General features: G+C 35.9%; 9 protein-coding genes. 7 read left to right on the forward strand and 2 right to left on the reverse strand.

The genetic code is table 11. The features are described from left to right. Positions 1-741 precede the first annotated feature (741 nt). Together nadB and cobS are read left to right on the forward strand one after the other, a co-directional pair. Positions 742-2,409, forward strand: coding sequence for an L-aspartate oxidase (nadB, locus tag OXU93_RS00335; RefSeq protein ID WP_267383853.1), 1,668 nt, complete (start codon positions 742-744; stop codon positions 2,407-2,409). Between the two features lie 1,403 nt (positions 2,410-3,812). Continuing rightward, entirely contained in the window at positions 3,813-4,598 is a 786-nt protein-coding gene (gene cobS, locus OXU93_RS00340) for an adenosylcobinamide-GDP ribazoletransferase (RefSeq protein ID WP_416378771.1), read from the forward strand. On the opposite strand, the gene OXU93_RS00345 is transcribed toward cobS, so the two are convergent. Continuing rightward, on the reverse strand, positions 4,575-5,018 hold the full coding sequence (locus tag OXU93_RS00345; RefSeq protein WP_267383855.1) for a PPC domain-containing protein: 444 nt from the start codon (positions 5,016-5,018) through the stop codon (positions 4,575-4,577). The two genes, cobS and OXU93_RS00345, sit on opposite strands and share 24 nt — an antisense overlap. A gap of 249 nt (positions 5,019-5,267) precedes the next feature. On the opposite strand from OXU93_RS00345, the gene OXU93_RS00350 reads away from it, so the two are divergent. The 5 genes from OXU93_RS00350 to OXU93_RS00370 all read left to right on the forward strand — a co-directional run bounded on the left by OXU93_RS00350 (position 5,268) and on the right by OXU93_RS00370 (position 11,978). Continuing rightward, a complete protein-coding gene (locus OXU93_RS00350; RefSeq protein WP_267383856.1) occupies positions 5,268-5,768 on the forward strand; it encodes a hypothetical protein in 501 nt (166 codons plus the stop codon). 276 nt (positions 5,769-6,044) lie between these two features. Then, positions 6,045-7,886, forward strand: a complete 1,842-nt coding sequence (locus OXU93_RS00355; protein WP_267383857.1) for a peptidoglycan D,D-transpeptidase FtsI family protein — start codon at positions 6,045-6,047, stop codon at positions 7,884-7,886. 654 nt (positions 7,887-8,540) lie between these two features. Further along, positions 8,541-9,476, forward strand: a complete 936-nt coding sequence (locus OXU93_RS00360) for a cytochrome c oxidase subunit II (protein WP_267383858.1) — start codon at positions 8,541-8,543, stop codon at positions 9,474-9,476. 125 nt (positions 9,477-9,601) lie between these two features. Next, on the forward strand, positions 9,602-11,269 hold the full coding sequence (ctaD, locus tag OXU93_RS00365) for a cytochrome c oxidase subunit I (RefSeq protein WP_267383859.1): 1,668 nt from the start codon (positions 9,602-9,604) through the stop codon (positions 11,267-11,269). A gap of 112 nt (positions 11,270-11,381) precedes the next feature. Continuing rightward, complete coding sequence (locus OXU93_RS00370) at positions 11,382-11,978, forward strand: heme-copper oxidase subunit III (RefSeq protein WP_324127515.1); 597 nt, start codon at positions 11,382-11,384, stop codon at positions 11,976-11,978. 519 nt (positions 11,979-12,497) lie between these two features. On the opposite strand, the gene OXU93_RS00375 is transcribed toward OXU93_RS00370, so the two are convergent. Beyond that, a complete protein-coding gene (locus tag OXU93_RS00375) occupies positions 12,498-13,682 on the reverse strand; it encodes a TRC40/GET3/ArsA family transport-energizing ATPase (RefSeq protein ID WP_267383861.1) in 1,185 nt (394 codons plus the stop codon). Positions 13,683-13,880 lie beyond the last annotated feature (198 nt).

Consider the following 13,880-nt stretch of genomic DNA (forward strand, 5'->3'; position numbering starts at 1 on the left):
TTACAAAATACCCTTCACTGTTTGCAACATTAACTTTTTTATCTCTTTATTTTGAGCTAGGATAAGTATTAATTACAGACTATATAAATTCATGATTTATACTTGGACTTATATTAAAAAATATCATTAATAAAAGCAGATAAAATAATTTTAAACTATTTTATATTTTTAAAATTATTATGGTATTTATACTAGTTAATCAGTTTGAAACTTGTCTATTTTATTCCTAATCTGATACTAATTTTAGTATATTTATTTCCAGTAAAAAGAATTAATTTAATGAAAGTTTCGGTTATCGTTGTTTTGAGCATAATAATTAATTATTTAAGATTAAGGAATTAAATCCTAGCTGTACCAACTCTTAACCCAGTAGATATCAAGTTAACCCCATACACTCATAAATGGTGTAAACAATAACAATATTCGTAAGTTTTACAAAAATGGCTTTTATCCTAACTGAGTCAGTATCACTGCTGTTCAATTTCCCTAGCGATGAATGTGGATAAAATTTTAAATATCTTTAAACTCAGTGAAAAAGAAGAAAGCAGTTTACAAAGAAATTTGCCAAAATATGAAGCAAATCTTTTAATTTTAGAATTTATAATAAAAAATACTTAATCTCTGATGCTTACTAAAAATGACTTAGAAAAAGAGAAGGCCTTTGTTAGGATAAAAAAGTTAAAATCAGAGAAAGTTTATAGATAATCATTTTTTACTACCTTGATATCACCAGCTAATTCTATGCCTGCTGACTTTCCGACAACCCGATTTGATATTTTAGTGGTGGGTTCAGGGGCTGCTGGACTGTATGGTACCTTATGTTTGCCACCAAAGTATCGAGTTGGATTAATTACCAAAGATACCCTGAAAACAGGAGCCAGTGATTGGGCACAGGGGGGAATCGCAGCAGCAATCGCTCCTAATGACTCTCCACAGTTTCATCTAGAAGATACCCTTAAAGCCGGTGCTCAATTATGTGATTATAGTGCTGTCGAATTCCTTGTTAATGAGGCTCCCAGTGCAATTGATTCTTTAGTAAAAATGGGGGTAGCATTTGATCGAAAAAATAGTCAGTTGGCTATGACTCTAGAAGCTGCCCATTCTCATGCTCGCGTACTTCATGCAGCAGATACTACAGGACGAGCAATCATTAATACTCTCACAGAGAAAGTATTGGAACGCCCCAACGTTACAATACTTTCTCAAGCAGTTGCTTTGAAATTGTGGCTTGATTCCCTGCAAAAACAATGTCTAGGAATCAGCGTTCTATATAAGAGCCAAATCCATTGGATTCGTTCATCTGCAGTCGTTTTAGCCACCGGTGGAGGCGGTCAGGTGTATGCTCAAACAACTAATCCTACTGTTAGTACAGGAGATGGTGTAGCTTTAGCTTGGCGAGGAGGAGCAGTTCTCAAAGATCTAGAGTTTTTTCAGTTTCATCCAACAGCCTTAATTAAACATAATGCTCCCCATTTTCTTATTAGTGAAGCGGTGAGGGGAGAAGGAGCACACCTGATTGATCACCAAGGACAACGCTTTACTTTTGAGTATCATCCAAAGGGGGAGTTAGCTCCTAGAGATGTAGTGAGTCGTGCTATTTTTAGCCACTTAGAAAAGACTGCAGTGGATCTTGCTCATGGCTATGTATATCTTGATTTACGTCCTATTGAGTCTGAACGAATTCTCCGTCGTTTTCCTAATATTCTTCAGGTCTGTCGAAATTGGGGTATAGATGTGCTTAAAGAGCCAATTCCTGTGGCTCCAGCTGCTCATTACTGGATGGGAGGTATCTGCGTAAACCTCAAGAATGAGACTTCTATTGAAGGACTCTACGCAATTGGAGAGACTGCTAGTACAGGAGTTCATGGGGCTAATCGTTTAGCGAGTAATTCTTTGTTAGAGTGTTTGGTATTTGCAGCTCAGTTGTCTAAAATAGAAGTAAGTTCGCCACCGGTAATTAACCCAGATAAAATTTCGGTTGTAAGAAAAAAAGGGGAGTGGGGTGCAGAAATAGAATTAATTAAGAATATTAACCGAAATTTACCGATTTTACTATGGAAAAGTGCGGGTATCTGTCGTGAGAAAAATTTGTTAGAAACAGCCCTAGATCAAGTGCAAGACTGGCGAGAACAGTTAAAGTATATCGACAGTAGCCAATACATATTAGACCTAGAACCAGGTCAGCAGATAGTATTTGACTCTCATACAGCACACACTAATTTACGAATCTGTGCAGAAACTTTAAACTTATTGGATATTGCTTACTTAATTTTAAAAAGTTCCTTGTTTAGAAAAGAAAGTCGTGGAGGACATTTTCGAACTGATTATCCTGAATCGTCTCCCCAATGGCGGGTACACACTCTGATATATGGTAACAAATCTAGAACTAATCAAGTCGAATCGATTTAATCGTCTTAAACATAAAAATAATTATTTCTGTTGTCCAAAAGAGTTACAGCATCCAGATTAGAATTCAATTTTAGGGTTTAACAAAAATGAGTAGTAGTAGTCAATCTTAGATAACAACGATTTTAAATTAGATAACAGGAAGTATTTTGAGTATATGAACGATGTAATTATCAATAGTCAAAATTTTGAATATTTAAGATATAGGGAACTATCACTAATGATAGTTTCCTATTTAGGATCACTAAAAATCTCAATAATTCATCATAATATCTTCGTCGTTGACGATAAGACTAAAGTTAATAATGCAAAGAGTATATAATAGTAGTTATAATTCATAGCAAACTGCCCATAAGCATGATTACTAGTCTAGTCTAATAGTAAATACTTAATGAAAAAGGATATATAAGCAAAAGTAATTGTCTCTCATACGGTCTTGGCTCAAAATTCCATGATCATCTCATCAAGCTTAAAGATAACCCAATGTAGTCTTTCCTTCACGCTATTACCTACTTGTTAATTAACAAGTAGGTAATAGCGTGAAGGAAAGAATCATTTTATATTTTTACACTCAAGCAATAGCAATTATAGTTAGGTTTTTGTTGATTTCATAAAATTATATGCCATTCTCTTACCACAAAATCTTTTCCTTCTCTATAAGTTAACATGAAATTGTACATGTAACTTTTTTTATTTTTATTACTTAAGTGAATCTTTCACTAAGCCACTTATATACACTAGTTTATTATCAATAATAATTACTATATCTGTTACTTATTACAAAAAATATATCGGGGACTTATTTACTTGTTTGTCTAAAATCATATTCTTTAGCTTGTTTTTATTTATGATATAGGTTGATCTTTGTTTGTTTACTTATAGTCTTTTGTGAAAATAATGTATATTATTCTGTTATTTTACTTAGCTTTTTTGTTTTTCCAAGGAGATTAGGTGTTTAAAAGATATTTGATATACATTATTTCTATCTTTCTCTCAAGCGGTTTTTTCGAACTACTTTATATAATTTTACAAGTTTTTTATATTTGTTAAACTCACTTAGTAATTTTTAAAAATATTTATGATAGTTTTATCTGGTAAACTATTTATTTGACTTGTATTTTTTTGTTTTTACATAGGATCATTATTCTTGTTCTCATGATAATTTGTTTGCGCAGATTAATTTTAATAACCTTTATTATCCTAATAGTGTAAGCATAATTTTTATGTAGACTCGTATTCAATAATCTCTTTTTTTAATTTCAGTTGCTTTAAACTGGAGCTGTGTAAAGGCTAATCTATATTAGGGTTCAGGTAATAAAAAAGCTATAGTCCCCCAATTGCTAATAATTAAGTTAACTTACTAGCATTTAAACAAATTATCTCAGTCAATACTGAACGGTATCTAAATGGTCAAAAAAATGGTTCAGCATCTTGAGTATGAGCTAAAAACATTTTTAGGCGCAATTACATTTTATACAATTATTCCTCTTCCTTCTCAATGGCCACAGTTGTTTCAACAACTGGCTCGATGGTCTCCATTGCTAGGAATAATACTTGGAGGAGGATTAGGACTGACAGATATAGGCTTTTGCTTTTTAGGGTTCCCCATTGCCATCCGTAGTGCTTTAATTGTCGCTGTTTGGCTTGTTTTAACAGGGGGATTACACTTAGACGGGGCTATTGATACAGCTGATGGATTAGGGGTAACTGATTCTGCTCGTCGATTACAAGTTATGCAAGATAGCGTGACTGGAGCTTTTGGTGTAATGGCCGCAGTAGTTATATTAGGGTTAAAAACTATTGCTTTAAGTGAAATAACTAATTATCGTTGGTTTGCGTTGATGATAGCTGCAGGATGGGGTCGATGGGGACATGTTGTTGCTATCATTTTTTATCCTTACTTAAAACCTACCGGTAAAGGCGCATTTCATAAACAGAGTATTCAGTTACCCCACGATGTGTTTTTAGGATTAGGAGGATTATTAACCCTCAGTGGATTATTAATCTTATTTAATATTCATTGTTTGTGGTTAGGAGTTGGAGTTGCTGTAGTTGGAAGCACCATTGCCATCATTACAGGGTTCTGGTTTTATAAGCGCTTAGGTGGACATACAGGAGATACCTATGGTGCAGTGATAGAATGGAGTGAAGCTTTAATCTTAAGTATCTTAACTTGCTGGTTTGCTACGTAAGTTTTTAACTGGACGTAGGCGATCTAATTTAAGAGTAAATTTACCTCCTCCTGTCTCTCCAAAAGCACGGATTCGGATAATATACTTTCCACTTTCAGTAATCCGAGCAAACAATAGGGAATTAGTAGAACCGTCAGGTCCATCATCATTCTCCGCAATGGTAGACCCGTCAGCTGCTAATAATAAGACAACACTATCGAATTCTTCAGACATCAGATCAATTGCTACCTGATCTCCATGTTCAAGCTCTACCAAATAATCACGAGCAAATCCTCCTTCTCCAGTGGGAATATCTTGAGCAGAGAGAGTATCTATAACTTTATTATTAGAGGCTAAGGGAATGGGATTGTACAATTGTGGCTGTCCTTGAACAGGTAAGATATAAAATCTGAAGTTAAGGAAAATTGTTGTGAACATCATGAAGCTAAACCAACATCTCTTCGAGAAATAGACCATAAAAAATCACAAAGATAATCATTAAAAAGATAAGTATAGACTCTCATATATGATAAGTCTTCTGTTTCAGAACAGTTGGGTTGTTATGCAACATAAAGAAGGTTGCTCTCGTCTCAATAGTACATACGAGGCACTATACGGATTAATCGCCAATATTGGTTGCTCGGAATTCCCTTGAGTCATTTCTTGTCCAATAAAAATGCAAACTAGATTATGATTTCCGCACGTGATTATCAATCCATCCCTGAATCCTCACGTTTGAAGAAATCACGGAGGGCTTTATCGACTTATTCATCGGTTTCATCAGCTAATTTCCGAGAAATTGCAAAAATACCAAGAAAAAACGATAAAGTACATTATGATTTACAGTTTCTTCTACTTATTAATAAAGTTTCTGTTACTATTGCTTTTATTCTAGTGACTTTAACTTTAAGTGTTTATGGATGGACAGTTCGGGTTCCAAGCCTCTGGAGTCAAGAGTTTAGAAAATTGACAAAACTACAGCAGGAAGAACGCTATTTGGTTGGAGCTAACGAAGTCTTAAAACACCAATTAGCTCAACAAGCCCAAAAACCAGAAGTAGGTTTAACTCAACTTCATCCAGAAGATTTAATTTTTATCCCAGATGTCAAGGTTGTCCCCTCTTCTGTTACTGATACTACGATTTCCAATAGGAGTAACCTTTGGTTTGCTGAAGGTCCTATAGCTTATTAACTTGTGACGTAGTTGTTTTAATGCTTCAATAGGTTGAGTATTATAAATAATTACAGGTATGTACTTAAACATCATCGATTATTTATCCTAAATGTGTTCAAATATAATTGTTTATGGTGTATTAGCCAACTGGACCGATTAGGTTTTTAGGAAGTTAATAATATATAGGAATACCTAAGCCTTATCTATGGGGTTGTGTATTTGCCGTCGTAATAGCTTAAAGTACGGAGAATATCGAAATTATCCACTTCCTAATGCCAAACTTCCTACAACTCAATGAGTAGATCTAACTTCAAGCGGTTTTCATCTGGATCTAAGCATCCAGACAGAAAAAGTCGTTTTCCTCAAAAATCGGACTCGTCTAGTCGTGGACCACGACGTTCTCCGCCAGCTCTTAGTTCTAAAAAAAGGACTACCCTACCCCAGTTGAGACTCTTATTAGTATGGGGAGTATTAATAGGGGCAATGATTGGCCTAGGAGTAAAATTATACCAATTACAAATTGTTCAAGCACCAGAGTTGCAAAAAAAGGCGAGATCACAACAAACGGTTAATTTAAGACCTTATATTCCACGAAGATCTATTATTGACAGTCAGGGTAATGTGTTAGCGACTGATCGCCTCGTACATATTCTTTATGTCCACCCTGTTCAATTTAAAATAACTAAAAAAGAAGTAGCCATTAAACTTAGTTCAATCCTAAAGGATAAAACCCCACAGCAACTTATTAAACAGTTTGAACAACGTGATACGGGCATTCCCATAGCCCGTGACTTAACAGAAGGCCAGGCGACTAGAATTGACAAATTACGTCTAGATGGGGTCGAGCTGAATGAGTCCTATGCTCGCTTTTATCCTCAAGAAAAAATGGTGTCTGAGATTATAGGTTATGTTGATAGTGATCGCAATGGACAAGCAGGAATTGAACGCAGTCAGGAAAAGCTGCTGGAAAGAGATCTACTAAGTTTATATGTACGTCGTACGGCTTTAGGAGAGATTGTTCCTGCATTTTTACCCAAAAACTTACTGAAATCTAATGATCTACGGGTACAACTAACCTTAGATATGCGAATACAAAGAGCTGCACGGGCTGCTCTCCGACAGCAACTAGACAAATTCAATGCTAAACGGGGAGCAGTAATTATTATGGATAGCACTGATGGCTCATTGATATCTTTAGTGTGTGAACCTACGTTCGATCCTAACCAATATTATAAATCTAGGATAGAATTATTCAAGAATTGGACTGTCACTGATCTTTATGAACCAGGCTCTACTTTTAAACCACTTAATGTTGCTTTAGCCCTTACAGCTGGAGTAATCCAGGCAAATACAATAATTCACGATTCCGGATCAGTTCAGGTAGATGGTTGGAACATCTACAATGCCACTAAGACAGGGCATGGAGAGATTAACATTGCTGAGATTTTACAAACCTCTAGTAATGTAGCTATGGTTCATATGATGCGGCGATTGGGTCGCAACGATTATTATCAACGGTTACAGCAATTACAAATTAATAGAAAAACTGGAATTGATTTACCAGGGGAAGTGGGTGGTTATCTCAAAAGTGAAGAAATATTCACTAAAAGAGGAATTGAAGTGGCTACAGCCTCATTTGGACAAGGTCTGTCTTTAACTCCTATCAAATTAGTTCAATTACATGGAGCGTTAGCCAACGGAGGAAAATTAGTTACTCCTCATCTAGTTCGGGGATTAGTTGATGTTGATGGTCATCTACACTGGAAACCCAAACATAAAGTTACACAAATTATGTCATCTAATGTAAGTCAGCAAGTAGTAGAGATGATGGAAACTGTTGTTACTGATGGTTCGGGGAAAGCATCCCAAATTTTGGGGTATCGGATTGGAGGCAAAACAGGAACAGCCCAAAAAGCAGGTCCTGGGGGAGGATATTTACCTAATGTGAAAATAACAAGTTTTGTAGCGATTTTACCGGTAGACAATCCTCGCTATGTGGTGATGACAGTGATAGACGAACCCAAAGGGTCAAATACTTACGGCTCAACAGTAGCTGCGCCTATTGCGAAAAAGGTAATTGAAGCGTTAATTTCTCTGAAAGGAATTCCTCCCTCTTATTCCTCTCAGTATAATTAAATATTATATTCGTTTTCTATTATTACCAATACGGAGATATCAACTTATTTACAATTGTTTCTGAGAATTACTTAACTATTTAAGTATAGAAAATGCATGTCTAATCTATAGACATTGTGTTTGGAAACCTTTTTTTAAAAAATTAGCTTAAATTTTTAATTAAAAATATTACATATTAAAAAATAGCATGGTTTTTATCTCCAACAATTAATTATATAAGACTTAGATTTTCTATGCATGAATAAAAGATTAGTGTTTGATCTAGCTATTTGGATAGCTAAAATACTTGTATTGATATATTATTGTTGACGCAATAAACATTAATTAAGTTATATTATTGATTGATGTTGAGATTAGAATGATATATAAAATACAACCATACGATACGATCCATATGTGAAGAACTTATAGCTTTTCTGATTTTAATTAAAGAATTGAGTTTCGTTATTATGTACTTGGTTTTTGCACAAAATGTTTGTTAGTGTAATTTTATTTAAAATAAATAAAAATGTATGATGTATTAAGATTTTGTTACTTTCCAAATTCTAAAGTAAAACAAAAGATTCGTTGAAGATCTCATAAAGATACCCGCTATTTTGAGAAGTATGTCTTACCGTTGATTAAGTAGCGAATTGTATATCCTTATCAACAACCGTGAAGATTCCCAGTAATATCATTACCCTGATTGTTGGTGTCGTAATCACTCTCATTAGCCTATGGTTTGGTCAAAATCACGGGCTTATGCCAGTGGCTGCTTCTTACGATGCCACACAAGTGGACGGCATTTTTAACTTTATGGCGAGCATTGCCATGGGCCTTTTTTTACTAGTAGAAGGGACCCTTGTGTTTTGTTTAATCAAATTTCGCCGTCGTCCCAACGATCAAACTGACGGACCACCTATCGAAGGAAATGTCCCTTTGGAAATTTTTTGGACAGCTATTCCTACCGTTATCGTTTTTATCCTTGCTCTCTATAGTTTTGAGGTCTATAGCAACATGGGGGGACTTGATCCCATAATTTCTAGTGATACCCCACCTCAACAAATTGCGATGGATAGTAATCACAAGCAAGTTGCCTTAGGAATCGGGACCTCTGCTAATGAAAGCGGAGAAATTGCTCCTCTCATGGTAAAAGTTCAAGGAATGCAATATGCTTGGGTCTTTACCTATCCTGAGACGGGAATTATTTCAGGAGAACTTCATGTCCCTAAAAATCGTCCTGTTCAATTGACTATTGCTGCAACTGATGTTCTCCACGCCTTTTGGGTTCCTCAATTACGTCTCAAACAGGATGCGATTCCTGGAAGAAATGCAGTTCTAGCATTTACTGCAAATAGAGAAGGGGACTATCCCATTGTCTGCGCCGAATTGTGTGGAGCTTTCCATGGTGGGATGAAATCCGTTCTTCACGTTGAAGACGAAGAAACTTATGCTCAATGGGAAGAAACAAATAAACCTATCCAAAAAGCAAGCTTGGATGAAACAGTAGCAGTCAATCCAGAAAATATCTCTCGAGAAAAGTTTCTTCGCCCTTATGCCCACAAAATGGGTATTAACAAGGAAACCCTAGCTCGGGTGCATCATCCCTAAAGGACTAGGCAAAAGACAAGGGGGAAAAAGTTGGATACAACAATTTATTGACCTTAGTGTATATTGCCATATACCTTACAACTTAATTGTTCTCTAAGTCATTGTAAAGTATCATTCAATTTCCTATGACAACAGTAGTCGAATCAAACCATACGGTACATAAAGAAAGGAAGTGGACGGACTATTTCACCTTTAGCACCGATCATAAGGTGATTGGGATCCAATATCTCGTTACTTCTTTCATTTTCTACTTTGTTGGTGGGGCTTTTGCAGAAGTAATTCGTACGGAATTAGCCACCGCCAACCCCGATTTAATTACCCCGGCTGTATATAACCAAGTTATGACCATCCACGGAACAATTATGATTTTCTTGTGGATTGTTCCAGCGGGGGCTGCTTTTGCCAATTATCTAATTCCTCTAATGATAGGGGCTGAAGATATGGCTTTTCCTACTCTTAATGCAGTAGCGTTTTGGTTAACCCCTCCAGGGGGTATCCTACTACTAGCCAGCTTTTTTGTTCCTGATGGGGCTGCCCAGTCTGGTTGGACTTCCTATCCTCCCCTGAGTTTAGTTAGCGGGTTGTGGGGACAAGAAATTTGGATTTTGAGTGTTTTATTGGTGGGAACCTCCTCAATTTTGGGAGCAATCAATTTTGTTACTACCATCTTTAAAATGCGGATTCCGAATATGGGTCTCCACAGTATGCCTCTGTTTTGTTGGTCAATGTTGGCGACTTCTGCATTAATTCTGCTTTCTACCCCTGTTTTGGCTGCAGCATTAGTACTTCTCTCTTTCGATCTCATTGCCGGCACTGCATTCTTTAATCCTACAGGGGGAGGAGATCCAATCGTTTACCAGCACATGTTCTGGTTCTACTCCCATCCAGCTGTATATATCATGATTCTACCCTTCTTTGGGGTCATTTCTGAAGTATTACCTGTCCATTCACGTAAACCGATTTTTGGCTATAGAGCGATCGCTTATTCTAGTTTAGCTATTAGCTTTCTGGGATTAATTGTTTGGGCACATCATATGTTCACTAGTGGAACGCCAGGTTGGTTACGGATCTTCTTTATGGCGGCTACTATGCTGATCGCTGTTCCTACGGGGATTAAGATCTTTAGTTGGTGTGCAACCCTTTGGGGAGGAAAACTTAACCTTAATACTGCCATGTTATTTGGTGTTGGGTTTATCGCAACCTTCGTCATGGGTGGCTTAACGGGAGTTATGTTATCTTCCGTTCCTTTCGATATTCACGTCCATGATACCTATTTTGTGGTAGGACATTTTCACTATGTCCTCTTTGGTGGAGCAGCTATGGGACTGTTTGCCGGATTTTATCATTGGTTCCCTAAAATGACGGGACGGATGATTAATGAACCTCTCGGTAAATTACACTTTATCCTCTTGTTCATCGGTTTAAATATTACATTTTTACCTATGCACAAACTTGGTTTAATGGGGATGAATCGTCGTATTGCCCTTTACGATGTGCAGTTTGAACCCATCAATTTAATTTGCACTGTTGGGGCTTATATTCTAGCTGTTTCTAGTCTTCCCTTTCTTATCAATATTCTTTGGAGTTTGAACAAAGGTGACAAAGCTGCTCGGAACCCCTGGCGTGCTTATACCCTAGAATGGCAGACTGCTTCTCCTCCCATCATTGAAAACTTTGAAGAAACACCCGTATTATGGGCAGGTCCCTACGACTACGGTACAGATTCAGAAGTTTTCAATGGGGGGGAAACTATCGACGATATGTTAAAGGAAGTCGGTTCTCAATCGAGATAATGCTCATGAACAAAAGCGATCACGGTTAATCTGTATAATGCGTGATCGCTATTCTTTTCGTTCTTTTTCTCTTAGATTTACTCTGTCACTATTACTCGATCAAACAATAGTTATGCAAGGATCAGCAATTGAACAGTCACAAGGAACTGTAAGTCATCATAGTGGTCATCCGGACCATCGCTTTTTTGGGATTGCCCTTTTTCTAATAGCAGAAAGTTCTATATTTTTAGGACTATTTGCTGGCTTTATTGTTTATCGCACGATAATTCCTGTTTGGCCTCCCGAAGGAACACCGGAATTAGAATTATTATTGCCTGGGATTAATACGATAATTCTAGTTGCTAGTAGTTTTGTGATGCATAAAGGTCAGACTGCTATTAAGAAAAATAACATTTCTGGGTTAAAATTCTGGTTTGGTATGACAGCTGTTATGGGGCTTGTTTTCCTTATCGGTCAGATGTATGAGTACTTCCATCTAGAGATGGGTTTAACCACTAATTTGTTTGCCAGTTGTTTCTATGCCTTAACAGGATTTCACGGACTTCATGTTACTTTTGGTCTGTTATTAATACTAGCAGTGTTATGGCGTGCACAAGAAGAAGGGCATTATTCTAGTGAGTCTCATTTTGGGGTTGAAGCAGCCGAAATTTACTGGCACTTTGTGGATGTAATTTGGATTATCCTTTTTATCCTGGTTTATCTTCTATAAAGTTCAGGAAAATCTTAAATTTATTTAAATTAACTGGGTTTTGGGAATTTCTTAATGACCCAGTTTTTTAGTTACATCTAAATGACCATGATTTATCTATGCTATTGGAACAAGGTATTTTACTTAATAAATTAGTAGGTTGAACATTATTTGTTAAATATTATTTAATTTATTCAAAACCAATAAAAATACTAAGATTTTTAGATTTTTGTGCACACGAACTAGGATCAAGTAAAGTTTTCTAGAATATTAGAAGCGACTATTTTCTGTTAGTTCTTAATAGTTTAATTTGTTATCTTAATTATTATATGTTATGTACTAAGGCTTGTTTTCTCCTTGATATTACTCCAATATAATATTGGCTTTTCTTTTTGTAAATAAACCGTATTTAGTAATTAAATTTGAATTCAGAATTATTGATCCAGTATACTACGAAAGTTTTCAGAGCAATAAAAGTCAAAGACATAAATTACGTTCAATTATTATTTTCTTAAAATTTTGGACCAATCGCCTAAAATTTTATTTTTCCTGGAGAAGAAAACAAATTCTTAGGTAATCGTTTTCTATTTTTGCACTTGAAGCCTTTAAAGTTGCTAAAGCTTGAGGGAGAATTAGATTCCGACGATGATTGCCAATTCGAATATTTAACTCATCTCCTGTCTTATTAAGTTGAATTTGTTCTTTACGTATTCCTGGTAAGTACAACTCCAAAATATAGCCTTCAGCATTTTGAACTACTTTAAGAATATTTTCTTTATAGTAAACCTGAGTAGGATCTTCGTTATCATATAGAGTTGATTTTAACCTTTCCAAAGCTTTTAATCCACACATTTCTTCAGAATAAAGGGGAACTTCCTTCACAGGTAAAGGGTGAAAATTATCGTAAATTTCTTTTCTGTAGATTTGTTGATTTTCTTTCCATCTTTGAAAAAAATCATCCGTAACTGTATCAGGAATTATGCGATTAGCTACAACTAAATCTGTGGACACATTATATAAACTTAGATAAGCATGCGCGCGCAATGATTCTTTAATCACCATTTTTTCAGGATTAGTGACTAAGCGGACTGTAGTTTTATTATTATCTGTTAAGACTTTTTCTAATGCTTCAATCTGCTCATAAAATTCGTAGGGGGCTTCCATTACTTCTTTATCAGGTAAAGAAAATCCTGCAATAGGCTTAAATAAGGGTTCTACTAACGGTCTTAATGCAATAGACATTCCTTGTAAAGGCTTATAAAAGCGTCTCATATACCATCCTCCTACTTCAGGTATACTTAACAACCTTAAGGCTGTTCCTGTAGGAGCTGAATCAATAATCAAAACATCATAGTCTCCTTCATCATAGTGACGTTTCATACGTACTAAGCCAAAAATCTCGTCCATTCCAGGTAAAATTGCTAATTCTTCAGCCTGAATACCATCGAGTCCTCTCGCTTGTAATACTTTGGTGATGTAACGTTTAACTGCTCCCCAGTTATTTTCTAACTCCATAAGCGCATCCAATTCAGCCCCCCAGAGATTAGAACAAATTTTACGGGGATTGTGTTCCAACTCTAAATTAAAACTATCGGCAAGGGAATGGGCAGGGTCGGTACTTAAAACTAGGGTTTTATAGTCTAATTCTGCACACCGCAGCCCTGTAGCCGCTGCAACGGAGGTTTTTCCAACTCCTCCTTTACCAGTCATAAGGATTATACGCATTGTTTTCCAATAGAGTTTGCATTACTTAACTTATCTTTATTATGAGGGATTTAGAGAAAAATATTGATTAATTGCATCTTAATTAGAAAGGATTTCAATAGTCGATATGGGTATCTTCCATAAAGAGTGCAGTCCCCATGTAAATTTTCTTAGAAATAGTAAATTTTATGTAAGTTGGTATTTATTTATTTAAGTGTA

The sequence above is a fragment of the Cyanobacterium sp. uoEpiScrs1 genome, from assembly GCF_947331815.1.
Lineage (GTDB): Bacteria > Cyanobacteriota > Cyanobacteriia > Cyanobacteriales > Microcystaceae > Rippkaea.